19 protein-coding genes and 1 pseudogene are annotated in these 23,665 nt (G+C 55.7%); 10 read left to right on the forward strand and 10 right to left on the reverse strand.

All coding sequences use genetic code 11. The features are described 5' to 3' along the window. From ACILP4_RS00005 to ACILP4_RS00025, 5 genes and pseudogenes are all read left to right on the forward strand, one after another. Window positions 1-494, forward strand: a pseudogene (locus ACILP4_RS00005) (hypothetical protein); the annotation flags it as partial. A 68-nt stretch (window positions 495-562) separates the two neighbouring features. Beyond that, complete coding sequence (locus tag ACILP4_RS00010) at window positions 563-1,444, forward strand: LysR family transcriptional regulator (protein ID WP_395618709.1); 882 nt, start codon at window positions 563-565, stop codon at window positions 1,442-1,444. A gap of 111 nt (window positions 1,445-1,555) precedes the next feature. Next, window positions 1,556-2,800: an FAD-dependent oxidoreductase gene (locus ACILP4_RS00015; RefSeq protein ID WP_395618710.1), complete on the forward strand. Its 1,245-nt coding sequence runs from the start codon at window positions 1,556-1,558 to the stop codon at window positions 2,798-2,800. After that, on the forward strand, window positions 2,800-4,551 hold the full coding sequence (gene ggt / locus ACILP4_RS00020) for a gamma-glutamyltransferase (RefSeq protein WP_395618711.1): 1,752 nt from the start codon (window positions 2,800-2,802) through the stop codon (window positions 4,549-4,551). The genes ACILP4_RS00015 and ggt overlap by 1 nt, the downstream gene beginning before the upstream one ends. A 187-nt stretch (window positions 4,552-4,738) precedes the next feature. Then, window positions 4,739-5,611, forward strand: a complete 873-nt coding sequence (locus tag ACILP4_RS00025; RefSeq protein WP_395618712.1) for a response regulator — start codon at window positions 4,739-4,741, stop codon at window positions 5,609-5,611. A 41-nt stretch (window positions 5,612-5,652) separates the two neighbouring features. Here the strand turns inward: ACILP4_RS00025 and ACILP4_RS00030 are convergent, their stop codons facing one another. From ACILP4_RS00030 to ACILP4_RS00055, 6 genes are all read right to left on the reverse strand, one after another. Further along, on the reverse strand, window positions 5,653-7,218 hold the full coding sequence (locus ACILP4_RS00030) for an ATP-binding protein (RefSeq protein WP_395618713.1): 1,566 nt from the start codon (window positions 7,216-7,218) through the stop codon (window positions 5,653-5,655). A gap of 3 nt (window positions 7,219-7,221) precedes the next feature. Next, a complete protein-coding gene (locus ACILP4_RS00035; protein ID WP_395618714.1) occupies window positions 7,222-7,758 on the reverse strand; it encodes a heme NO-binding domain-containing protein in 537 nt (178 codons plus the stop codon). A gap of 21 nt (window positions 7,759-7,779) precedes the next feature. Beyond that, window positions 7,780-8,016 (reverse strand): hypothetical protein, encoded by a 237-nt coding sequence (locus ACILP4_RS00040; protein ID WP_395618715.1) that lies wholly within the window; start codon window positions 8,014-8,016, stop codon window positions 7,780-7,782. A 20-nt stretch (window positions 8,017-8,036) separates the two neighbouring features. Further along, window positions 8,037-9,155 (reverse strand): acyl-CoA dehydrogenase family protein, encoded by a 1,119-nt coding sequence (locus ACILP4_RS00045; protein ID WP_395618716.1) that lies wholly within the window; start codon window positions 9,153-9,155, stop codon window positions 8,037-8,039. 89 nt (window positions 9,156-9,244) lie between these two features. Beyond that, complete coding sequence (locus ACILP4_RS00050) at window positions 9,245-10,870, reverse strand: alkaline phosphatase D family protein (protein WP_395618717.1); 1,626 nt, start codon at window positions 10,868-10,870, stop codon at window positions 9,245-9,247. A 103-nt stretch (window positions 10,871-10,973) separates the two neighbouring features. Beyond that, window positions 10,974-11,570: a TetR family transcriptional regulator C-terminal domain-containing protein gene (locus ACILP4_RS00055; RefSeq protein ID WP_395618718.1), complete on the reverse strand. Its 597-nt coding sequence runs from the start codon at window positions 11,568-11,570 to the stop codon at window positions 10,974-10,976. Between the two features lie 36 nt (window positions 11,571-11,606). On the opposite strand from ACILP4_RS00055, the gene ACILP4_RS00060 reads away from it, so the two are divergent. Further along, complete coding sequence (locus ACILP4_RS00060) at window positions 11,607-12,782, forward strand: aromatic ring-hydroxylating dioxygenase subunit alpha (protein ID WP_395618719.1); 1,176 nt, start codon at window positions 11,607-11,609, stop codon at window positions 12,780-12,782. Beyond that, the gene (locus ACILP4_RS00065; protein ID WP_395618720.1) at window positions 12,779-14,398 is read left to right on the forward strand and encodes a phytoene desaturase family protein; all 1,620 of its coding nucleotides are present in this window, start codon (window positions 12,779-12,781) and stop codon (window positions 14,396-14,398) included. Before ACILP4_RS00060 ends, ACILP4_RS00065 begins: the two co-directional genes overlap by 4 nt. A gap of 167 nt (window positions 14,399-14,565) precedes the next feature. Here the strand turns inward: ACILP4_RS00065 and ACILP4_RS00070 are convergent, their stop codons facing one another. The 4 genes from ACILP4_RS00070 to ACILP4_RS00085 form a co-directional block, all read right to left on the reverse strand. Beyond that, window positions 14,566-16,953 (reverse strand): TonB-dependent receptor, encoded by a 2,388-nt coding sequence (locus tag ACILP4_RS00070; RefSeq protein ID WP_395618859.1) that lies wholly within the window; start codon window positions 16,951-16,953, stop codon window positions 14,566-14,568. A gap of 159 nt (window positions 16,954-17,112) precedes the next feature. Next, window positions 17,113-18,720, reverse strand: a complete 1,608-nt coding sequence (locus tag ACILP4_RS00075; RefSeq protein ID WP_395618721.1) for a sulfotransferase — start codon at window positions 18,718-18,720, stop codon at window positions 17,113-17,115. Continuing rightward, window positions 18,717-19,310 carry a nucleotidyltransferase family protein gene (locus tag ACILP4_RS00080; RefSeq protein WP_395618722.1) on the reverse strand — a complete coding sequence of 198 codons (594 nt, stop codon included), beginning with the start codon at window positions 19,308-19,310 and terminating at the stop codon, window positions 18,717-18,719. The genes ACILP4_RS00075 and ACILP4_RS00080 overlap by 4 nt, the downstream gene beginning before the upstream one ends. Next, entirely contained in the window at window positions 19,310-20,248 is a 939-nt protein-coding gene (locus tag ACILP4_RS00085; protein WP_395618723.1) for an XdhC family protein, read from the reverse strand. The genes ACILP4_RS00080 and ACILP4_RS00085 overlap by 1 nt, the downstream gene beginning before the upstream one ends. Window positions 20,249-20,317: 69 nt before the next feature. On the opposite strand from ACILP4_RS00085, the gene ACILP4_RS00090 reads away from it, so the two are divergent. The 3 genes from ACILP4_RS00090 to ACILP4_RS00100 are packed head-to-tail and all read left to right on the forward strand — an operon-like array spanning window position 20,318 to window position 23,642. After that, complete coding sequence (locus ACILP4_RS00090) at window positions 20,318-20,800, forward strand: (2Fe-2S)-binding protein (protein ID WP_395618724.1); 483 nt, start codon at window positions 20,318-20,320, stop codon at window positions 20,798-20,800. Then, window positions 20,800-23,043 (forward strand): molybdopterin cofactor-binding domain-containing protein, encoded by a 2,244-nt coding sequence (locus ACILP4_RS00095; RefSeq protein ID WP_395618725.1) that lies wholly within the window; start codon window positions 20,800-20,802, stop codon window positions 23,041-23,043. The genes ACILP4_RS00090 and ACILP4_RS00095 overlap by 1 nt, the downstream gene beginning before the upstream one ends. 2 nt (window positions 23,044-23,045) lie before the next feature. Further along, on the forward strand, window positions 23,046-23,642 hold the full coding sequence (locus ACILP4_RS00100) for a GNAT family N-acetyltransferase (RefSeq protein WP_395618726.1): 597 nt from the start codon (window positions 23,046-23,048) through the stop codon (window positions 23,640-23,642). The last annotated feature ends 23 nt before the right edge of the window (window positions 23,643-23,665 follow it).

Genomic DNA, 23,665 nt, shown 5'->3' on the forward strand with positions numbered 1-23,665 from the left:
TGGGCAGCTTCAACATCGACCTCAATGCGTCGAAACTGCTTACCTATGAACAGTCCGCGTCGGAATTGCAGGCGCAACTGATCGCCGCAAACGCCGCGGGCACATTAGGAACAGGCGTGACGATTACCCAAGCTGGAAGCCAGATAAAAGCCAACGGCAACCCTGAGTGGCGCATGAGCGGAAACCTGACGTGGAAATCAGGCCCCATGAGTGCGGGCGTCTTGGTCAATTATGTCGGCGCTGTTTTTGACACCGGTACGAATATGGTAGCCAATCAGTTTTTCAAGTTGCCCAGCGTCACAACGGTAAACACCTATGTGCAGTATCGCGCGGGTAAAGATCAGGGTGCATTTTCGGGTACACGGTTCCGCGTAGGTGCGCGTAACTTGTTCGATAAGCAGCCACCGCTGGCATCGACGAACTATGGCTTCCTCGGTTCAATGCACGATGCCGTTGGCCGGTTTGTCTATTTCGAACTGTCGAAAGAGTTTTGATAAAGCGGTCTAACCTAAATACCGCTTTGCATGTAGCGGCGCAGCAAATGCGCCGCTAACTTGCCCCAATGAGACTGAGGCAAATCGAAGTTTTTCACGCCGTTTATGCAAACGGTTCAATCAGTGCAGCTGCGCGCGGGTTGAATGTGTCGCAGCCAGCGGTCAGCAAGGTATTGCGGCATACCGAATCGCAACTTGGTATCAGCCTGTTCAATTTGGTGCGTGGGCGCTTGGTTCCGACCGACGAAGCGCACGCGTTGTTCCGGGAAGTGGATGAGGTCTTCAGCCGCATCTCCTCGTTGCAGGTCACCGCGAACAATTTGCGCAATACCGGCACGGGTCATTTACGGATTGGCGTAGCGCCATCGCTGGGACTTGAAGTCGCACCGCGTGCCATAGCGGAATTTCGCACGAAATATCCCAACGTCACTTTCGATATTAAAACCGTACATCATAACGATATATCGCGCGCATTGTATGAACGCGAATGCGATCTTTCTATTGGCTATGATCCGCCAGAACATCCTAGGCTGAGACTTGAGAAGCTATCGGCGGCGCGCCTCTATCTGATCTGCCGACCGGGAAAGTTTCCATCCGGAAAAACGACCCTGAAAATCAGCGAATTGAGCGGCCTAGACATGATCAGCGTCAACGGCAGTGGCCCGATTGGCGATCTTGTGGAAGCCAATTTGGATAAAGCGCAAATTGATGTGCGCAAGATCATCTCGGTGAGCACATATTATATCGCCGCGGCGTTAGTGCGTTTCGGGTCGGGCATCGCGATTGTTGATCAGTTTACGGCACGATCCATGATGAGCGACGGGCTGGAAGCACTCTCAATTTCACCTGAAATGCAGTTCGGGGTTCATGCAATCTGGCTCGAAGATAGACCGCCGTCGAGATTGGGGCTGCAATTTGTTGCCGAGGTGAAAAAGGCATTACAGCCATAATGTGCGTACCTGCGCAACGGCCCTAAATACTTAACCCAAAGTTATGGTAGGGACGTATTTTTGTTCGACAATGAAGCTTGCTCTTGTCGAACGCATCTTTAGCTAGACCGGATGATTGGCGCCAAAAATTCGAGCGAAAACTTGCTGCCCCGCCGCGCGATTGTCTTAGGCGCAGGCGTAGTGGGTGTAGCCACGGCATATGCTCTGGCACGGCGTGGTGTTCAAGTCACCATCATCGATCGGGCGGACATTGCAGGAAGCGGGGCTTCTTTCGCAAATGGCGCGCAACTCAGCTACATCTATACCGATGCCTTGGCGAGTAGCGCATTGCTTAAACAACTACCTATGCTTGCCTTGGGCCGCGATTCCGCCTTTCGCCTGAGGCCGAGTTTGGACCCAGGCCAGATTGCCTGGCTCATGCGTTTCATCCGCAATTGCACGCGTCAACGGTACCTTGAAAACAGTCTCGAGGGTTTGCAATTGGGCTTGGAATCACAATTGGCAATGCGTGCCCTGCTCGAAAATCACAATATTGAATTCGGGCATCAATCTCCAGGCAAGATGTTAGTCTATGACGATGCTGCAGCATTCAAATCTGCGTGCGAGATGGTCTCCGTACGACAAAGCCATGGCGCCACACAGGAGATTTTGACACCCAAAGAAGCCATCCACAAAGAAGCCGCTCTTGCGGAACGCGCGGGCAGTTTTGTCGGCGCTGTTTATTCGCCGCAAGAGGAGCTGGGCGATCCGCACAAATTCTGTAATGCTCTGTTATCACAATTGGTCACGGGATATGGTGTGCAAGTGCGCATGGCGACGGACGTTCAAAGTTGGAAAGCCGACAAGGACATGACCGTGGTTTTGACCAAGGCCGGTGAAGCAATCGCATGCGATCAGCTGGTGATTTGCGCCGGAATGGACGCGGCCACTTTGCTGAAAAAACATGGCCTAGGCTCCTCCCTGATGCCGATGAAGGGCTATTCCTTTACCGCTGCTCCGGGTCCAGCATCACCAAAGATGAGCATTACCGATATCTCCAGAAAAACCGTCTTGTGTCCTCTGGATGGCGCTATTCGTGTTGCAGGGATCGCAGAATTGGGCGCTAGGAGCACAAAGATTGACCCACACCAACTTGCGAGTTTGGTATCCACCGCAGCTGGCGTCTTGCCGCTCGCCGCGGATTATGCGGGGTCATACCAAAGCTGGGCGGGTATACGCCCCATGACGGCAAACGCGCTTCCGATTATCAGGAAGGTTGCGCCAAGGGTTACAATCAACATAGGACATGGCATGTTGGGTTGGACATATGCGATGGGATCGGCCGAACGGGCTGCACGATTGATGGGAGAAGTTTGATGGTCAAGATTATCGGAAAATGGTCACGTGCGGGCATCCTATTACTGTCCATGGTCACGTTTGCGGCATCCCCCGTCATTGCTCAGAAAAAGCAACTGCTCGAATATCCCAGCATCCATTCGCCGGTTGTTGGCGAACAAGGCATGGTGGTGTCGCAAAATGCAATGGCGTCAGAAGTGGGCTCGGACATATTGCGGCGCGGCGGCAATGCCGTGGACGCGGCTGTCGCCATTGGCTTTGCCTTGGCTGTCACACTCCCCCGGGCGGGTAACATCGGTGGCGATGGTTTCATGCTGGTGCATGACGCCAAGAGCGGAGAGCAAGTTTTTCTCGATTTCCGTTCAGTCGCACCAAAGGCGGCGACCCTTGCCATGTTTGTCGATAATCAGGGGCAGGAATCCCAAATCGCCAGCCGCGGTTATCTCGCGCCATCGGTCCCCGGAACCGTTGCAGGCCTCCATATGGCGCATAAAAAGTTCGGCAAGCTGCGCTGGTCACAGGTCGTTGCACCCGCAATAGCGCTTGCCCGCGACGGCGTGATCCTGACCCCAGACGAAGCCTTTGTTTTTGGTTGGGGCAAAGAACGCTTGTCGACTAGCGCGGCCGCCAAAGCGGCTTATTATAAGCCCGATGGCGCGCTCTATCGTGCAGGGGAAAGGCTGAAACAGCCAGACCTTGCATGGACACTCACCCAAATCGCAAAGCACGGGGCGGATGGCTTTTACAAAGGTCCGGTAGCGGAACGTTTCGTCGCCGACATGAAAGCCAATGGCGGGTTGATTACCATGGATGATTTGGCCGCCTATCGCGCGGTTGAACGTAAGCCATTGCGCGGAACATATCGCGGCCTTGATATTGTAACGGCACCACCGGCAAGTGCGGGCGGCGCGACATTGCTCAACATGCTGAACATCGTTGAAAATTTTGATCTAAAACGGAACGGCGCTGGTTCGGCAAAGTCTCTTCACATCATGGCCGAAGCTATGAAGCTGGGATATTCTGATCGCTACGCCCTGTTGGGAGATACCGATTTCGTAACCGCACCGATCCAAGGCTTTATTTCAAAAGCTTATGCGCGCGCACGTGCTGAACGTATCGATCCAGATAAGGCCAAGCCAGTCGCACAAATGGGTGTGGGGGACCCATTTAAATTTGAAAGCCCATCTACTACCCATTTCTCGGTGGCGGACGCGCAGGGCAATGTGGTGTCAACGACCTACACTTTGGGCGCCGATTTCGGTTCAGGTGTGATGATCGCTGGAACTGGGGTGTTGCTCAACAATCAGATGAATAACTTCTCGCACGCACAAGCGGCAAAAGCCCTGCGTGACGGCTTGCCACCACCCCCCAATGCGATGGCTCCGGGGAAACGGATGCTATCGACAATGATGCCGACAATTGTGATGAAAAATGGAAAGCCTTGGGTCGTAACCGGCACGCCGGGCGGCAGCACGATCATCAATACGGTCATGCAAGTGATCGTCAACGTCGTCGATTTCAATCTCAATGTCGAAGAAGCCACTCATCAGCCCCGCATTTATCAGGACACCAGCGATAAATTGCGCGTTGAGCCAAACTTCAATCCCGATACGGTCAACATCCTTAAATCCATGGGGCACAGCATCACCTCCGACGAAACGATGGGCAGCGCGCAATCTATCATGATCGAAAACGGTCTTTTCTTAGGTGCCGCAGACCCTCGCCGGCCCGGTGCGCAGGCCATTCCGCCCGAACGGAACCAACCGCGCTGAAACCATCGGGCCATGCCCCGCATGGCGCCGCTACGGACAGTCATATTTGGTCCATAAATATGTGCTAATTTGTAAAAATGGCGTTAATCATCAATTGGTTGACGCCAGAGGCAAAATGACAGACAAAGCATAATAACAGGCGCTGTCAGCAGTAGCCTGAAATCAATTTCAGGCGTCAGGAAATGTGATGCACGTCAACAGCTCGGACCGTGAAATAGCGCGTAGCAAGGCATCCATGACCTGCACCGTCCTAGTGGTCGATGATGATCCAGCCTGTCGCGATGAATATTGCGATGCCTTAGAAAATTTGGGTTACACCGCCAAATCCGCCGCCAGCGCGCCCGACGCATTGCAACAAATCGTGGAGTCGCCAGACATCGGCATTGTGATTACGGACCTTGAAATGCCGACTATGGATGGCATGTCCTTATTGTCCGAGATTTCCCAACGCTTCTCGCCAAATAGACCTATAGTTACCTTAGTCTTAACGGGGCATTCGAGTTTGCAGGTTGCGACCAAGGCGATGCAGGCGCAAGCGTCAGATTTGCTTAGTAAGCCCGTGTCGGCGGAGCAACTGGCCGACGCATTACGCCGGGCATCCGCACATTATTTTGCGACGGCCTACCGCTTCCAGATCACGACCCTCACGACGCGGATTGATCCGCCAGCCTCGCGCGACCGCGCCTCAAATCAGGGCAGTAGGCCAACGGAAGAAGATCTTCAGGCATTCACCAGCATGCTGTTAAAATTCCAGCATAACAAATATAAATTTTTTGACCCGGCAGTGCTAATGGGGCCGTCGTGGGAAATATTGCTGGATATTACCGATGCCACTTTACGCGGCGAAGCGGTGCCGGCGTCCAGCGCATCGGCCTCCACACATGTACCACTCAGCACGGCGTTGCGTCATATCAATAATCTAGTGGAAGCGGGCCTCGTCCGGCGATGGACCGACCCCAACGACAAGCGCCGCAAATTGCTAAAGCTTGAACCCCACACCGCTATTGCGATGCAGCGTTATTTGGAAACGGCTTGGAAATTGCAGCCACAAATCGGATAAATGGCATGCTGCACATCTGCAAATCTGCAAATCTTGGCGTGTCATGCGGAAATGAGTTTAAGCAATTTGGCACTCTCCATGGGTTTGTGCAAAAATAACCACCCCGGCTGGAACGCAGCCGAATCCGGCACATAGCCGCTCATCAAAATGACCTTGATAGACGGTTGAGCGATGCAGGCATCCCGCGCAACCTCGGTGCCATTTTGCCCGGGCATAACGACATCGGTTAGCAAGACATCATATGCATCTTGCCCTAAAGCGATCAACGCCTCTTCACCCGATGCACAGGGTGTCACGGCGTAGCCCTCCGCCTCCAACATTTCGACCAGCGCCTCAAGTGCATAAGGTTCATCTTCGACTAGCAATATCCTTTGCTTGCCAAGTGCATCCGGCATGCCCGCATGCGCAGGCCCGGAATCTGCTGCAACCAACGGAGCAACTGTCCTTACAACGGGCAGATGCAGATAGGCCGTAGTTCCTTTACCCTCGACAGACTCCAACCAGACATCACCGCCCATTTCGAGGGCAAAATTGCGTACCGAGGCAAGGCCAAGGCCCGTCCCATTCGGCTTTGACGAAAATTGCGGTTCAAAGGCACGCGATAGCAAGGCATCACTCATGCCAGCACCCGTATCCGCTATGTGAATGGCGACATAGGAACCGGACTGCACCATGTCCGCATCAGTGTCGCCGTCGCCTTTGATAAGACCAACCCCGACTGAGCTAGACAATGCAATTTGTCCGCCCATAGGCATGGCTTCACGCGCATTAATCAACAGATTGATAAGGGCATTAAGAAAGTCACTGTAACTGACAACACATTTGCGGTCACCGGCATCGAGATTGAGCTTCAATGTGATATTTGGCCCCACCACACTGTCCAACACCCCCATGTTCTCCGTAATCACTTGATCTACCGATAAGGGTTGCCGCGTATCGGTACGCTGAAGCGACAGGGTCATCAGCGATTGTGTTATCTCTGACCCACGAGCGGCCATTTCCTGAATGATTTCGGCAAGCTTCCCAATTTTTTCGTTCTTGCCGAACTGACGCGACAGACGATCCGTATTCAAACGGATTACAGACAGGAGATTGTTGAAATCATGCGCCATATATCCCGCGACCCGGCTCGTGCGCTCCAACAGGTCGGTGCTGCGTTGGCGTTCATGCGCAAGCTCAATCGCGTTGGCTTGCGATTCTTCCAACATGGCCCGCTGCAGGACAATCAACATGGTGCTGAGGATAACCGGATCAGCATGACCAAAGTCGCTAAGGTCCATCGAACTATCGGCAAACATTTCCTCAGTTATGGCAAATCGAACCGCAAGCAAGCATCCCGCTTCATGGAAAATGGCGGCACCGCTTAAATGCACATCACTGTCCCGCGCAATCAAGCTAACCGGTTGGACGTTCACGCCCTCCTGAAAAAACTGCGCGGTGTCGTAGTTCACGATGTTAAAGGCTTCAGCGCAAGGCATTCCAATACGGACATGCGGCAAGTGCCGCATTATGCCTGGCCCCATGGCTGATATATTCAACTGCTGATCAATATGCAGGAACGCAGGTATCAAAGCGCCAATTTGCTTTTCGGAAAAGCTTAATAGCATGGTTCAGTCTTTATCCTGATATCGAATATCGAAAAGGATAGACTTCTCTCCCCGATGCACGACGTCAATTTCGCCGCAGGCATCAAAGCGATCCATTAACCCTTGAAGCAATCCCTTCACAAACGGCTCCATACCCACGCGATCCGAACGATATTCCATGACAAGATGGCCGGGCGCGCTCTCCAGCGTAGCAAAGGCAGGTAGCCGGGCGCCTGGCATAGCAGAGCCCACAGCAAGGTGTAGACGATCAAGATTGGCAATGAAACTTGCCAGATTTTGGCCCGTAAAATTCATGATGGAGGATAAGGATCCTTGTCCGGCAAAGCGCACCCAATATTGGCCGAATGCCTCCAGAGTTTGGTCTACCGAAAGGTTTAACCTGGCCGCCGCTTCAGCAACAATTTCCAGCGTAAGTGCATCGTCATAGACCATGCCGGTCAGTAACTCGGTGGGGCCTATTTCTAATTTTTGTTCAAGCGCAAGCCAAGCTTCCTCGCCTAACTCCTCCTGCACCATTTGCCGCATGGCGCGATGGATCATGCCGTACATGCAAATGTCCCGTTAGACGTCTTCAACTGATGTACCATCTTCATTGCGCGTCTTCAGATCCTGCAAAAGCTCAGTAGCACGGACCACTTGCTCCTCTATACGCATCAGCTTCGCGATCAGATATTCTGCATCTTCAGCCGAATAGCCAGCCATGCGGGCGCGAATATTCCCACAGGAAAGCCGGATGATATTCAAGGGCTGCATAATCTCATGCAACGCCTTGGCATCAAGCTCCTGCAGTCCGCTCATGAGAATATCCTAACGCCCATTCACCCGAGCAGCAAAGGGGCAAGCTTTGCGCGTTGCCATGCCGCATCACCAAATTGTGACGCATGAAAAATCGCGGCGCGGCGATGAAGGCCAGCGTCGCAATCATGGGTAAAGCCAAAGCCGCCATGAAATTGAATGGCCCGGTCCGCGGCAAAGCTATAGGTTGCGTCCGCCGCCGCCTTCGCCATGCGGACGGCGATTTCGCCAATGCCTTGGTCACTGAAACTGTTGGCAGCGCTATATAAATGCGACCGCGCCTTTTCATATTCGACATAAGCGTCGACCGTCGGATGCTTCAGTGCCTGATATTCGCCGATGAGCTTACCAAACTGCTTGCGCGTTTGCAGATAGCTGACGGTATAATCGATCACGCTTTGCGACCCACCGCACATTTCTGCACTTTGCAGCAGGTTGGCGACCTGTTCGATATGCGCCAAGGTGGATGTCGCACGATCGACCTCTAGCAATGCGGCGCGCGAAACGGCCAAGCCATCCAGCGACAATGCAAAACTGCGCTTGGTTTCGTCTATAATCGCTTCGCGGCGTAAGCGTCCTTTGACATCTTCGGCGGTCAACAAGACCAAGGCTGGCTTGCCATCCAACTGCACCGACGCAATGACAATATCGGCGCTCTCGGCCCATAAGGCAAAAAGCTTTTCACCAGACAGATGCACCGTGTCACCCTCGTGCTTTGCCGTCGCTGTAATATTCTGCAGATCCCAGTCGCCATGCGCTTCGGACAAAGCCAGTGTGCCGATTGCACCCTCGGCAAGCTTGGGCAACCAAGCGGACTTTTGCTGCGCATTGCCCCCCATGATCAGCGCCTGCGCCGCCAAGGTCGACGATATTAAGGGCGATGCCATCAAGTGCCGGCCCATTTGTTCTACCACCGGCACAACCTCCGCGAGCGTCAAGCCAACGCCGCCATGCGCCTCGGGTATCGATATTGCGGTCCAACCTAAAGCCGCCATTTCGGCCCAGACATCGGCGTCATAGCCCAAATCGCTGTCCATCAACTTGCGCACGCGGTCGATAGGGGATTTATCGCGGCAAAAGCTCGTGGCTACATCCAGCAGCTCGATCTGTTCTTCGCTATATCCAAGCCCGGCCATTTGCATGTCATTCTCTCCTCACGCCATTACCTTATCTATGGCGTGAGGGATGGCAAGAAATCAAGGCGATTTAACTGATCGGTTAAAAGCAAAGCTTATGCTTGCTCCAATATATTCCGACCCGGGCGCACTTTCATTTTATGGCCCGTCTTGGTGGCGAGCGACACATCCTTGACCGTTTGCATAAACACCCATTCATTGGTTGCCGCCTGCGGGGTCAGCGACAAATGCATGTAACCGCGGTTGGAGGTATCGACCCAGCGCAATTCTTGTTTGCTGGTGCCAAGCAAGCTGCGTGCGACATCGGCCGGCGCAGTGAACGGAATTGCGCTTTCAAAGCCAGGTGACGAGACGCTGTGACCGCCAAATTCCACGCCGGCCGGCTTTCCGCCTTCGGGCAAGTCATAGGCCCAGCCATTGTGGCTATCACCCGTTACAACGACCAGGTTTGCGTCCGCACGTTGCGCCGCCGCTAGCAAACGCGACCGTGCCGCTGGGTAACCGCCCCAATTGTCGAGATTATAAGGCAAGCCTGCCTTTGTCGCAGCGATGCCCTGCCGCACATAGTTTTTAGTACGTTCAGGCGCAAATTGGGGGACCCAATCCATCCCGCTCTCCGGCGTATAGTTATAGCCCATATTGGTGGCGGAACCCAGCACCGCCCATGTAGCATTGTTGCGGCCAATCGCGCGCGACAACCAAGCCTCTTGTTCGCTACCCAACATCGTCATGGACGGATCGCGCCATGCGCTATCGCGATATTCGGAAAGTACCTTTGCAGGATCGCCTGAACGCAGCAGGTCACCATAAGCATAAGGCTTGGATCGGGCGACCGCGCGCGTGTCTGTGCGGTAATATGTCGCAAGGTCGCCAATCGGATATTCCTTCCACGGCTGCTCACCGACGGGCAACCATTCGCGCCATACTTGCATCGCGGCATTGCGCCGGGAACTCCAATCACCTTCATCCACGCTATGGTTTTGTGCGCCGCCTTCCCAGCTGTCATTGGCGCTTTCATGATCGTCGGTATTGGCGATCATCGGGAAATTGGCGTGCAGCGCCTGCAACTGCTTATCCGAACGATAGCTGGCATAGCGCAAACGGTAATCCGCCAGCGTCAGGATTTCATCGGCGGGGAAAATACGCGCGGCAAATTTCGCGCCGCCATCATAGCCGCCACGGCCATATTCATAGATATAATCACCCATGTGCAGGACAAGATCAATGTCATTGCGCGCGGCAGCATGGCCATAAGCGTTGAACTCACCGAAGCCCAGATTAGAGCAGGAGAATATCGCGATGTTAAACTTGGCTGCTTTGCCCACGGGCAAGGTCTTAGTGCGGCCAATAGGCGAGATGCTGCCATCAGGCGCGATGAAACGGAACCAGTGCCATTTACCGGGCGCTAGCTTGTCCACGGTGATTTTGACCGTATGGTCGCGCCATGGTCCAGTGACCATTTCGCCGCCGCCCGCAATCTTGGTAAAGTCCTGACTTTCGGAAATCTCGACGCGCACTTTTGAAGCGCCGCCAGTCGGGTTTACATAACGTGTCCACAATAGCACCGAGTCCGGCCCCGGCTCACCGCTGGCAACATTGTGGGTAAATCCGGTGAGCCCAAGCAATGTCTGCGCCATGGCCGCGCCACCCGGAAGCATCAGCCCGCCAATACCAAATCCCGCGGTCGCCATCAGTTGACGGCGATTGACTATAAATGACATGACCGGTTTCCCCTTTTGCGTTTCCAGCAATCCCTGTGCCGCATCGTAACAACGCTGCGCAATATGCGCTAATCAAATGCTGTTGCAGCGCTGTGACAGGCGCCTAAATAAAACTATCCAGCCACTTTTCGGCCAAAGCCTCAGCCTCATCGACGCTGAAAGGTGCATTGCCCAAGCTCAATTCAAGCCACAGACCGTCGACTAAAGCGGTCAGCGCCACGGCAGCTAACCGCGCATCAACTGGCGCGTTTGGACAGGCGAGGATCAGGCGTTCCATATCCTGCCGGTTTTCCGCATAAATCTCATCATGGATTGCGCCTATGGCAGGCACGGTGCGCGACAGGCTCCAAAACGCCAGCCATGTCGCGAGCAGCTCCGGATCGGCAATCGGCGCGCGGAAACTTGCGGTGACAAAGGCGAGCAACCGACCACGCGGGTTATCGGCGGGCACGGCATCCACCGCCGCATGTAACGCGGCTGCGACCCGCGCGCCGGTTGCACGATAGGTTGCGGCCACCAGCGCATCAATGCCGTCGAAATAATGCCGCAGCAAACCCGCCGAAACCCCCGCCTCCACGCAAATGGCGCGCACTGACGTCCCCTGCGCACCGCGCGTAGATAGGCAACGCGCCGTCGCCGCAATCAACGCATCGCGGCGCGTGTCGGCGCTTTCTCGGGTGAAGACTTGTCGCAATTGCATGACCTTGTTATACACTCGTATAACAAGGGGAGCAAGATGTCCGAATCAGGCTTAGATACATCGCATGATCAATTGGAAGGTTGGAGCCTGCCGGCTTGGACCTATGATGATCCCGAATTCGCCGCGCTTGAGGTAGACCGCATCTTCCGCCCATCCTGGCAAGTGGTGTGCCATGTCAGCGATGTTCCCAATGTGGGCGACTGGCACAGCCTCGATTATATCAATGAAAGCGTCATTGTCGTGCGCGGAACAGACCAAGTGCTGCGCGCGTTCACCAATGTCTGCCGCCACCGGGGCAGCCGCTTGGTCGATGGTTCCGGCGGCTGCGCCAAGAAATTGGTCTGCCCCTATCACGCATGGACCTATGATCTCGATGGCCGTTTAACCGGCGTTCCCGACAGCGCCTCTTACCCAACGCTCGACAAGGATAAGGCTGGCCTTGTGCCCGTCGACATGGAAATCTGGCGCGGGTTTATCTTCGTCCGTCTGGAAAGCGGCGAGCCTTCGGTCGCAGAAATGATGACACCTTATGAGGCGCAAGTCGCGCCCTATCGGTTTGAAGAATTGCAGGCGCTTGGCCGCGTCACCATGCGCCCACGCGCGGTGAATTGGAAAAATGTTGGCGACAATTATTCCGATGGCTTGCACATTCCCGTCGCGCATCCCGGCCTCACGCGCTTGTTCGGCAAAAGCTATGGCGTTGAGGCGGAACCGCATGTTGACCGCATGTGGGGCGACCTTGTCGATCGGCCATCGGCCAATTGGTCTGAACGCGCCTATCAAAACCTGCTGCCACCTGTACCGCATTTGCCCGCCGCCAATCAGAAACGCTGGCTCTATTTCAAGCTATGGCCCTCGGTCGCCTTTGACATTTATCCTGACCAAGTGGATTTCATGCAATGGTTGCCCACGGGGCCCGACAGCTGCGTCATCCGGGAAATCAGCTATGTCCTGCCTGACGCACCTGATTATGAATGGCGCCGTGAAATGCGCGCCGCGCGTTACCTCAACTGGCGGATCAACCGGCAAGTCAATGCCGAGGACACCGTCCTCATCACCCGCGTGCAGCAAGGCATGGCGAGCCGCAGCTTCTCTATGGGGCCGCTGTCCGACAAGGAAGTATGCCTGAAAAGCTTCTGCCGCCAAATCCGCAACATCATTCCCGAGGCCCGCCTCGAACAACGCCCGGCATCGGGTTGGAGCAAAAAATGACACAAAAATATGACGCCCTCATCATTGGCGCTGGCCATAATGGCCTTGTCTGCGCCTTTTATCTGGCCCGCGCGGGCCTGAAGGTCCGCATCGTCGAGCGCCGCGATGTCGTCGGCGGCGCGGCGGTGACCGAAGAATTCCACCCCGGTTTCCGCAATTCGGTCGCCAGCTACACCGTCAGCCTGCTTCAGCCCAAGGTGATTGCTGATATGAAGCTGGTGGACCATGGCTACCGCGTCATTGAACGGCCCATCTCCAATTTTCTGCCGCAAGAAGATGGCGGTTATCTGAAACTCGGCGGCGGGTTAGAGCGCACGCAGGCCGAATTTGCGCGCTTTTCAAAGCATGATGCGGCGGTTTTGCCGCAATATTATGACATGTTGGAAGGTGTCGCCGACGTCTTGCGCGATCTTGCGTTGCGTTCGCCGCCCAATGTCGGCGATGGCCTAAAAACGCTCATTGATGCCGCCGTGCAGGGCCGCGGGCTGATGAAGCTCAACCTGTCGCAACAACGTGATGTGCTCGAACTGTTCACCAAATCGGCGCGCAGCTTCTTGGATAGCTGGTTCGAAAGCGAAGCGGTCAAGGCTGCCTTCGGTTTCGATGCGGTTGTGGGCAATTATGCCAGCCCCGATACGCCCGGTAGCGCTTATGTGTTGCTGCACCATGTCTTTGGCGAAGTGAATGGCAATAAGGGCGCTTGGGGCCACAGCATAGGTGGCATGGGCGCCATCACGCAGATCATGGCCAAGGTATGCCGCGATTTGGGCGTCGAAATCAGCTTGGAAGCGCCCGTATCGCGCGTGTTGGTTGATGGCGAAAAAGTTGCGGGCGTCCGCTTGGAAAGCGGCGAGGAAATCGTCGCCGACCGCGTGATTTCCAACGTCGGGCCAAAGCTCCTCTACGAACGCCTATTTGACGATGCCGACCTGAAACCCGAGTTCAAACGCCGCGTGAAGGGCTTTAAGGCGGGTAGCGGCACGTTCCGGATGAACGTGGCTTTGTCCGAACTGCCCAAATTCTCCTGTTTGCCCGAAGCTGGCGAGCACCACCAATCGGGCATCATCATCGCGCCAACATTGGATTATATGGACCGCGCCTTTTTGGATGCGAAGCGTGATGGCTGGTCGCAAAAGCCCATCGTCGAAATCCTCATCCCGTCCACCGTCGATGACAGCCTCGCGCCCACAGGGCAGCATGTCGCCAGCCTGTTCTGCCAGCAATTTGCGCCTGAACTGCCGAACAACGCCGATGGCTCGCCCCGCGATTGGGACGCCGAAGAAGACAAGGCCGCCGACGATATCATCAGCACAGTGGAGGCCTATGCCCCTGGCTTCCGCGCGTCTGTTTTGGGCCGTCAAATCCTCAGCCCCAAAGGGCTAGAGCGGAAATTCGGATTGGTCAGCGGCGACATCATGCATGGTAATATGAGCCTTGACCAATTATGGTCGGCACGGCCGATCTTGGGCCATGGCGCCTATCGCGGGCCGTTAAAGGGCCTGTATATGTGCGGCGCAGGCAGCCATCCCGGCGGCGGCGTGACTGGCGCTCCGGGGCATAATTGCGCGGCAGAAGTCCTCGCCGACCGCAGCCTGTTCAAACGGATATTCGCTTAAGGGTAACGAAAAAGCCGGACCTTTTCAGATCCGGCTTCCTCCCCCTGTCGCCTTTGGCGACAAACTGTTTCTATCGCCTTTGGCGACAAACTATGTGTCACGCGCTTCGTGACGATATTTCACTTTTCTTACTACAAATTTTCTCTGCGAAGAAAAGTGAACAATCGTTAAAAATCGCGCGAGAACTTCAGACCGATGACGCGTGGTTTGATGACCATATCATAAAACGCGCCGCCAGTTGGCGTTGACGCCGTGACACCCGTGCCGCAGACCGTTTCGACGCACTGGACACCCGTGTTCACCACACCGCGTGTATCGAACAAGTTTGTAGCAAATGCCTCAATCGCCCATATGTCGCTCTTCACGCCAATGGAGAAGTCAGCCGTGGTATATGCATCTAGATTGCCCTTGATGGCATTCTGCGCTGGTCGCAAATCGCTGCGGCGACCACCCGTGTGATTGACCGCAAACTGCACATGGCCATCCCAATCAGCGACCGGGAATTCGTAACGTGCAATTGCATTGCCCTTAAATTTGGCAATCACAGGAAGGCGAGACCCAGCCGCCGCGAACAACTCATTTCCGGCTGTCGTGCAATCAAAAGTTGCATTGGCGATCTTACAAAAATCTCGCCGAATTTCGCCATCAGTATAACTAAATCCAGCGTTCAAGGTGAAACCACCAGCGCGGTAACCAGTATCCATCTCGATACCTCGAATTCGGGCCACACCAGCATTGCGGATTTCAGTCAGGCCGTTGGCGCCAAGGAATGATAGTTGAATATTATTCCAATCCTTCTGGAAGATGGCACCATTCCAACGGAACGCACCAAATGTCGTTTTCCAGCCCAATTCATAGTTGTCGAGCTTGTCCGAACCATAAGGTGGCAAGGTACCGCGACGGTTGATCCCGCCTGGACGGAAACCGCGTGACCATGTCGCATAAACGAGCGCGTCATCGGAGAGTTTATAAGTTGCGTTCAACTTATGGATAAATCCAGTTTCCGAAGTCGATTTGTCGACATTGGTGCAAGGGCTGCCATCAACAATGATTGGCACAGGCGTTCCCGCCGGATTGGCGCGCCGCGTTGTGCCGTTGGTGTTGAGGCAGGCAGCTTCACCAGTTTTGCTAGAATAGCCGTTAGAAAATCCGAAGAATCCCTGCAATGAGTTGTCGAACTTATAATAACGCAAACCACCGGTCAGTGAGAGCTTCTCGGTCAAATCATATGTCAGTTCACCAAAGGCCGCATAATCGCGGTCAACGCGTAACTGCTTGGTCAACCAGATATTGCTGTCGGTTCCCGTCACGGTGATGGAATCGGCAATATTATCGATGATGTAATTTTGTTCGATATTGTGCGACTGGCGCTGTGCAAACAGACCACCGATGAAGCGCAAAGGTGCGTCGGCAGGGCTTGCAACCCGCAATTCACCAAAGCTTCTCTTATAGCGGTCAATGCCTTGAATATATTGGTTCGGGTTCACAAGATTGTCGGCATTATCGTAAAAATAGGCACCGTAACCGGACAGCGCATCATAGAAATACGCATAATCCGAATAATCGGACTGCGTTTCTGTCTTACGGCGCAAATGGCCACCGGTCGCAGTCACATCCCAATTACCAATCGTGCCTTCAACCGTCAGCGCCGCCTGGATCCATTTATCACGGCTGCCTTCTGGGTTGTACTGAACGGTCTGCAGATCCTTCTTGGTCTGCCCCGAACGTTCTTGCGAGTAGCTTCCTTGCGTATTCTGGACTTGCCCCATCACTGTGGACTTAATCGTCCAATTGTCATCAAGGTCAATGCCCAGCGCCAAACGCGCACCATAGGTTTCGGCGTCATTATAGTTTTCTTCGACCAACGCCGCGTTGCTTTGGCGAATGCCTGATGAGGCATATGTACGGCTACCCGCAATATTGTCGATATAACCGCCATCGTCGCGATACCAGCCAACCAGACGCGCGGCCGCACCTTCGGCGATCGGCACGTTGACAAAGCCTTCGTAAATCGATCCGAAATCACCATGCGCCACAGTGTTTAGCTCGACGCCAGCGCTACCGTAGAAACCCGAAGGATCAGGTGCGTTGGTAACCAGCTTCAATGTGCCGGCCATCGAGCTTGCACCATATAAAGTACCCTGTGGTCCAGCAAGCGCCTCAACGCGTGCAAGGTCATAGGCATGCAGATCGAGCGCACCTTGAATGGTCGTGATCGGCATTTCGTCAAGATAGGTGCCGACCGTGGGCAGCGAAGCCGAGTGGTTGGCATTCTCACCCGAGGCTACACCGCGGAAGTACACCTGCGCGAAGCCGGGTCCGCCTTGCTGAATAGTCACCGATGGCAGGAATTTTATGATATCCTGCAATTCGCTGACCTGCAATTGGTCCAGCTTTTCATTGCCGATGGCGTTGATCGCGATTGGCACGTCTTGCAAATTCTGTTCGCGCTTTTGCGCGGTCACAACGATGACGTCGCTGTCCGTGTCAGCTGCATCCTGCGCCATTGCAGGAACGGCAACGCCAAAAGCAGTTGATGTCAGCAATGCGGCCATAGCCGTGCGGACTTTGGTCCGATGATTTAGTTTACGCACAATTACCCCCTCTTGGTTAATTTGATACAAATAGGCTCCTAAACGCGCAGGCACGCAATGTCTAATCGCCCTATAGTCTGATTACGCATTATTTTAGTTCATACTGTTGCATCGCGGCAACTATGATATGGCAGGATATGTCTCCCACAACCCGCCTAATGCGCGCTTCAATGGCTCCAGATGCGCCGCATAAGGCTTCCATTGATCCACGCCATCGCGGTTGATGGGACGACGCACTTGCTCGCTAGACGCCGTCCGAACCGCGCGTGTGTTTTGATGGAAATTCAAACAATTATCTTCAAACGGAAGGCCCAAATAATCTAATAGCCCGCGAATTTCGCGTTCTGGATTCTCCAGTAATTGTTCATGAATGACGCGATAGACATGCCCCGGCGCAACGGCGTCGACATGCGCCATTAAGCGTACATAATCGGCATAATATTGCCCCATATGGAAAAGGTCATAACTAAACGCCTGCCCCTTTGCGAAATGCTGCCGATAATTGGAAAAACAGCAATCGAGCGGGTGCCGCCGCGCATCGATTATTTTGGCATTGGGCAGGATGAGCCGGATGAAAGCGACGTAATTCCAGTTGTTAGGCAATTTGTCGATGAAGAACGGCTTATCGGTTTTGCGCTGGATGCGGGTGCGTTCGATAAATTCAGCACCCAGCCGCTCGGCGTCCTGCGCGCTAAATCCGCGCAACGCGTCAACCCAGCCCGTGTCGCGGCCTTCGCGTATCGCCATTGCCGGAATATCCGGCAACTCCATGGTGCCTTCTACCATCGAATGGCTGGCAAGGATTTGTTCAATCAACGTGGAACCCGCGCGCGGCATGCCAATGATGAAAATCGGGTCGGGCGCATCATGTCCCTGCCCGGCGCGGGCGCGCCAAAATTCCGGCGTGGTTGTCGCGATGACATTATCGACCTGCGTGCGCACCGACTGCGGATCATATTCTAGCTCGGCATTGCGCAGCGCGTTCGCCTTGGCATAATGCGCGAATGCCGCATCATGGTCGGCGCGATCCTCCATCGCTTTGCCCAGTGCGAAATGAAGATGATATGCATCCTCCTTGCCAAGCCCTGGCGTCGTCAAAGCCCTGTCCATATCGGCGACGTCATCCTCAGAGAAGCTGACCGTTTTTAAATTGGCGAGGCTCCAATAGACTTCACCCAAAGTAGGCTCCACCGCCAGAGCGCGCCGATAGGCCGCAATGCACTCGTCCTGCTTGCCCACCGTCTTGAGCATATGGCCATAGCTCATCCATAATTTCGCATGCTCGGGGAAACGCGCGGTTAGCTCCTGATACAGCGCGACAGCCTCTTCATAGCCACCAATCCGACCAAGCGCTGCGGCTTTTAGATTTTGTTGGACGGGATTGTCACCGCCTTCGGCCAAAACGGCGTTGAGATGCTCCAGCGCTTCTGGAAAGCGGTTTTGTTTATAGAGCACTGTCGCCAAATTGGCCCGCGCCGCGCCGAAATCCGGCGTCAGTTCCAATGCGCGGCGCAACAAAGCCTCGCTATCTTTTAACCGGCCAACGCGCGCGGCCAGTTCGGCCATCATGCGGATCGCCGCCACATCCGTTGGCGCATCGCGCAAATGCCCGCGCAATAACGGTTCGGCATCTTCCAACCGGTTTTCCGACAACGCCACAGCGGCCGTCATCAGATTGGGGTTGCGCAAGGCGGCTTCAATCGCGGGGCGAGCGGAATGTTGGTTCATAATGCGTGGTCTATGCCAAGCGGCAGCGATTTTGAAGCGGCCAAATCATCTGGCGTGTCTATATCGCGCAAACTGCCGATGGGCGCGGCCAAATTGCGGGCCTGAGACAAGATGATCCGCGCGCCAGCATCGCCCTTTGTGTCCAAGAGCAACGGCCAAGTGGACCGCGGAAAAATCGCGGGCGGCATCGATTGGCCGCCGTCCACCGACGCAATGATGTCATAGTCGCACGCCGCGATCAGCGCGTCGATATGCGATGCGACAAGGAACGGCATATCGGCCAGCACAATCAGCAAGGCTTGCGCCTTCGTCTTCGCAGCCGCCCCGACCGCGAGATGGAGTGAAGCCGACAGGCCTAGATCGGCATTGGGATTTTCAACGATATCATAGCCCAAATCTGCATAATGCGGCGCTATCGCTGCCCCCGGCTGACACACCGCAAAATGCGCTGCCGCGTCGATGCCGGCCAAATTGCGCGCGGCGCGTATCCCGAGCGGCGCACCGTCCAAATCCGCCATCAGTTTATCCGAACCAAAACGCCGCGCATGTCCGGCGGCAAGGATGATGATTGCGACCTGCTTGGCCTCCATCAGCGCAGGCCGTGATTAAACGCGCGGATCATCCCGCCCGCAATCGAGAGCGCGATTTCCGGCGCGCTGATCGCGTTAATCGCAACGCCCGCTGGCCCCTCTATCCGCGCGCATTGTTCCGCGCTGACACCCGCCGCAGTCAACCGCGATAGCCGCGCTTGATGCGACCGGACAGAACCCAAGGCCGCCACATAGGCCGCAGGACTTGCCAACGCCGCAATCAAAGCGGGGTCATCAATCTTCGGATCATGGCTCAAGGTTACAATCGCGCTGCGGCTATCGGGCGCGAAGGACTTCACTGCTTCGTCCGGCCAGCGGTCATCCAGGCGCACGCCGGGGAAACGATCCGCGGTCAAAAACCGCCCGCGCGGGTCGCATAAGGTGACGTCTATGCCTTGCGACACCGCAATCGCCGATAATGCCGCCGCAATCTCCACCGCGCCGACAATCAACAAACGGCGGGGCGGATAATAGACATTTACAAATCCTTCCGCCGCCGCATCCTGTGATACGGCGCTGCGGCCCGTGGCAAGGTCGGTCACAACGGCCAATGTCGCCCCCTTGGCCCGCGCGCTGACGATGTCCGCAAACAGGCTTTCGGGGAAGCCTTCCGCTGAAACCGGCTGCACCAACACCACAATATCGCCGCCGCAAGGCAGGCCAACATCCCATGCGGCATCATCGGCAACGCCATACCGCCTGAGCATCGCTGGTGCGCCAGCTAACACCATTTGCGCGCGCTCCAGAACATCCGCCTCAACACAGCCGCCCGAGACCGAACCCACGAACCGCCCGTCGGCACGGACCAGCATATGGGTACCCGTCGGGCAAGGCGCAGATTTCCAAGTTTCGACCACCGTCGCAATCGCCATTGGCGCGCCCGCCCAATCAAGCGCGGCGGCAAGAATGCGATCATGATTGGCACTGCCCGTTTGCATGGCTACCCGCTAGCAAAGTGACAGGAGCGTTGCTATATGAAACGCAACTAAGGACAGGAGCTTCTTCGCATGGCAATTCAAACGTCAATCAACGGCAAAGCAGTCGCGCTGTCCGCCGAACCAGATACCCCATTATTGTGGGTCATTCGGGAAGAACTTGGCCTGACCGGCACAAAATTCGGTTGCGGCGTCGCGGCGTGCGGCGCGTGCACCGTGCATGTCGATGGCGAACCCACCCGTTCGTGCAGCGTTCCGGTGAGCGAGGTTGCAGGCAAATCCATTACCACGATTGAAGGGTTAAAATCCGCCGATGGCACGCTGCATGCGGTGCAACAGGCTTGGATAGCGGCGCAAGTGCCGCAATGCGGCTATTGTCAGTCCGGACAAATCATGGCCGCCGTCGCGCTGATCGAAAAAACCGGCCGCCCCAGCGATGCGCAAATTGACGCAGCGATGACCAACCTTTGCCGCTGCGGCACCTATCCGCGCATCCGCAAGGCCATTCGCGCCGCCACCGGACAGGCCGCGCAAGCCGTTGAAGGAGCCGTCTAATGGCCGATAACTCCGCAATCGATAGCGCACCCGAAGCGCCCCTCAAGCGCAAGGGCGTCAAGCGCCGTGCCTTTCTGATCGGCGGTATCGCCGTCGTCGGCGCTGGCCTGTTCGGCATTGCAATCGCCGATAGCAACGCAGCTAAAGACGCCAAGGCGCGCATCATTGGCGAAGGTGAGCATAGTTTTGCGACTTGGCTGAAAATCAGCGAAGACGACGTCATCACCATTTATTCGCCGCACACCGACATTGGTCAGGGGTCCAACACCGGCCTTGCGCAAATGCTGGCTGAAGAGCTGGACGCGGCATGGGAACAAGTGCGTGTCGTGTCGGCGCCTGCCGAACCCGCCTTTGCCAATGTGGGCTTGGGTCGCGGATTCCTCGCCGACATGACTGGCAAGCCAGCGATCATCAACGGCATCCCGCAATCCTTTTTGTCGTTCCTTGCGCGGCAAATGAACCTGCAGATGACCGGTGGTTCCACCGCCTTGCGGTTCACAGGCCAAGTAACCTTTCAAAAGGTTGGCGCAGCCACGCGCCTTGCGTTGATGGAAACCGCAGCCAAGCGGCTAAATGTACCCGTCGGCGAACTGACGACGCAGGACAGCCGTGTCATTCACGCAAAATCAAGCCAGTCTTTGCGTTATGGGGAGCTTGCAGCAGAAGCAGCGACCTTGTCATTGGACAACGAACCAAAGCTGAAAGACCCCACGCAATATCGCCTGATGCGGCAATCGATGCAGCGGCTTGATATTCCTTTTAAGGTCGACGGCAGCGCGCAATATGGCATGGATTTTGCGATTCCCAACATGCGCGTCGCCACCATTCAAGCAGCGCCCGTACGTGGCGGCAAGCTGACATCTGTCGACACCGCGCCTGCCTTGGCGATCAAGGGCGTGGAGAAGGTCATCAAACTCGACAATGCCGTGGCCGTTGTCGCCAAAGGATATTGGCCAGCCATTTCCGGCCTGCGCGCTTTGGCACCCAGCTTTAGCGACGGTGGCCATGCCGATGTCTCTACCGCTTCGATATTCCAGGCGCATGACGCGATTATCGCCAAGGGCGAGGCCGACGGCGAAGCGGGCGAAGGTGATGTGCAAGCAGGGCTTGGCGCAAAGCCGATAGAAGCCAAATATCAAGTGCCGTTCCTGCACCATGCGATGATGGAGCCCTTCGCGCTCACCGCGCAATATAAGGACGGCAAGCTCGACATTTGGGGCGGGATGCAGGATCCGCTGGCCACCAAAATGTTGGCCGTCGAGGTATCCGGCCTTGATGCCGATAATGTCACTTTCCACCCCATGATCATCGGCGGCAGCTTTGGCCGCCGCTTGCCCATGTATATGGAAATTGTTGAACAAGTAACGCAGCTTGCGATGCAATTGCCTTATCCGGTGAAGCTGATCTGGAGCCGGGAGGAAGAAGTCGCACAAGGCGCATATCGCCCGCAAAGCTCAGCGGTTTTGACAGCGGCACTAACCGACAAAAAACGCATCGCGGCCTATCGCAATGATTATGCCCAGCCCGAAAGCGCCGAGAGCGAGACCGTATTTCCGTACAGTCTGCCTGCCGTATCACGTCGGCATTTTGCACATGTTTCGAACCAGAATACGGGCGCATGGCGCTCCGTCAATTCGACGCAACAAGGCTTTTACAATGAAAGCTTCATGGACGAATTGGCGCATGCCGCGGGCGAAGATCCCGTCACTTTCCGTCGCAATCACCTGACCGCAGGTTCACGGCATTTGCGCGTCTTGGATGAAGCCGCCGCGCGCAGTGGATGGGGCACGCCCTTGCCGGCCGGACACGGACGCGGCGTCGCTTTGGTTGAAAGCTTCAAAACCATCGTCGCCCAAGTCATTGAGGCTTCGGTTGGCGCAGATGGCATGCCCAATGTGCATAAGGTCACCACCGTCGTCGATGCAGGCAGCATCGTAAATCCCGACGCCGCTATGGCGCAGATTGAGGGCGGCACGATCATGGGTCTGTCCGCGGCGATTGGCGAGGCGATCACGCTGGAAAAAGGCGCAGTGCAGCAAAGCAATCTCAGCGATTATCCGATGATGACCATGGCGCAATCACCGCTATTACAGGATATCCATTTCCTGAACAGCGGCGCGCCTATGGGCGGCATTGGTGAACCTGGCGTTCCGCCTGCCGCGCCCGCCTTGGCCAATGCCTTGTTCGCAGCAACGGGCAAACGCGTCCGCAACCTGCCGATCATGACGCAGGCAAAGGGATAATCTTGCCGCACGCGAAGCTACTTAAGCCCACCGACAATCTGGAAATCGCCGAGACTTTGGCGCGCGCGTTCCAGAATGAGTCCGGTTGGAGTTATGTGATACCCGATCCGGCATTGCGTGCGCGGCGGTTGGTGGGAGCATTTCATCTGTTCCTGCGTGATGAACATCGCAAAGGCGCGGTGTTTGGCACCGATGGGATTGAAGCCGTCACCTTATGGCGTGGTCCCGGCCAAGCGCGCGATTCCTTATGGGACACCGCGCGGCTGTTCATCCCCTTTGTGCAGCAACTGCGCTTCTCGATTTTGCGCGGGTTGGAGATTTCCGACCTGATTGACAAGCATCTGCCGAAAGAACCTGTCTGGTATTTGCATTTTGCCGGTTGCGATCCCGCTTTTCAGGGCAAAGGATTTGGCGGCGCGGCGATCCGCGCAGGGTTGGATCGCGCGGATCAGGATGGCCTGCCCGCCTATCTGGAAACCGCCGACGAACATAATATCCCTTTGTACCAAAGCTTTGGCTTTGCCATCAAACATAGTTGGCAAGTGCCCGAAGGCCCCCAATTTTGGGGCATGCAGCGCCCGGGCAAAACGCGGCATTAAGCGTGCCATCGCGCCGCCCCTTG

The organism is Sphingorhabdus sp., from assembly GCF_044239045.1.
Classification (GTDB): Bacteria; Pseudomonadota; Alphaproteobacteria; order Sphingomonadales; family Sphingomonadaceae; genus Sphingorhabdus_B.

What these genes read in the sequence shown, in the direction of transcription:
- ACILP4_RS00010 (WP_395618709.1), top strand. Translation starts at nt 563, where the DNA reads ATGAGACTGAGGCAAATCGAAGTTTTTCACGCCGTTTATGCAAACGGT.
- ACILP4_RS00015 (WP_395618710.1), top strand. Translation starts at nt 1,556, where the DNA reads ATGATTGGCGCCAAAAATTCGAGCGAAAACTTGCTGCCCCGCCGCGCG.
- ggt (WP_395618711.1), top strand. Translation starts at nt 2,800, where the DNA reads ATGGTCAAGATTATCGGAAAATGGTCACGTGCGGGCATCCTATTACTG.
- ACILP4_RS00025 (WP_395618712.1), top strand. Translation starts at nt 4,739, where the DNA reads ATGCACGTCAACAGCTCGGACCGTGAAATAGCGCGTAGCAAGGCATCC.
- ACILP4_RS00030 (WP_395618713.1), bottom strand. Translation starts at nt 7,218, where the DNA reads ATGCTATTAAGCTTTTCCGAAAAGCAAATTGGCGCTTTGATACCTGCG.
- ACILP4_RS00035 (WP_395618714.1), bottom strand. Translation starts at nt 7,758, where the DNA reads ATGATCCATCGCGCCATGCGGCAAATGGTGCAGGAGGAGTTAGGCGAG.
- ACILP4_RS00040 (WP_395618715.1), bottom strand. Translation starts at nt 8,016, where the DNA reads ATGAGCGGACTGCAGGAGCTTGATGCCAAGGCGTTGCATGAGATTATG.
- ACILP4_RS00045 (WP_395618716.1), bottom strand. Translation starts at nt 9,155, where the DNA reads ATGCAAATGGCCGGGCTTGGATATAGCGAAGAACAGATCGAGCTGCTG.
- ACILP4_RS00050 (WP_395618717.1), bottom strand. Translation starts at nt 10,870, where the DNA reads ATGTCATTTATAGTCAATCGCCGTCAACTGATGGCGACCGCGGGATTT.
- ACILP4_RS00055 (WP_395618718.1), bottom strand. Translation starts at nt 11,570, where the DNA reads ATGCAATTGCGACAAGTCTTCACCCGAGAAAGCGCCGACACGCGCCGC.
- ACILP4_RS00060 (WP_395618719.1), top strand. Translation starts at nt 11,607, where the DNA reads ATGTCCGAATCAGGCTTAGATACATCGCATGATCAATTGGAAGGTTGG.
- ACILP4_RS00065 (WP_395618720.1), top strand. Translation starts at nt 12,779, where the DNA reads ATGACACAAAAATATGACGCCCTCATCATTGGCGCTGGCCATAATGGC.
- ACILP4_RS00070 (WP_395618859.1), bottom strand. Translation starts at nt 16,953, where the DNA reads ATGGCCGCATTGCTGACATCAACTGCTTTTGGCGTTGCCGTTCCTGCA.
- ACILP4_RS00075 (WP_395618721.1), bottom strand. Translation starts at nt 18,720, where the DNA reads ATGAACCAACATTCCGCTCGCCCCGCGATTGAAGCCGCCTTGCGCAAC.
- ACILP4_RS00080 (WP_395618722.1), bottom strand. Translation starts at nt 19,310, where the DNA reads ATGGAGGCCAAGCAGGTCGCAATCATCATCCTTGCCGCCGGACATGCG.
- ACILP4_RS00085 (WP_395618723.1), bottom strand. Translation starts at nt 20,248, where the DNA reads ATGCAAACGGGCAGTGCCAATCATGATCGCATTCTTGCCGCCGCGCTT.
- ACILP4_RS00090 (WP_395618724.1), top strand. Translation starts at nt 20,318, where the DNA reads ATGGCAATTCAAACGTCAATCAACGGCAAAGCAGTCGCGCTGTCCGCC.
- ACILP4_RS00095 (WP_395618725.1), top strand. Translation starts at nt 20,800, where the DNA reads ATGGCCGATAACTCCGCAATCGATAGCGCACCCGAAGCGCCCCTCAAG.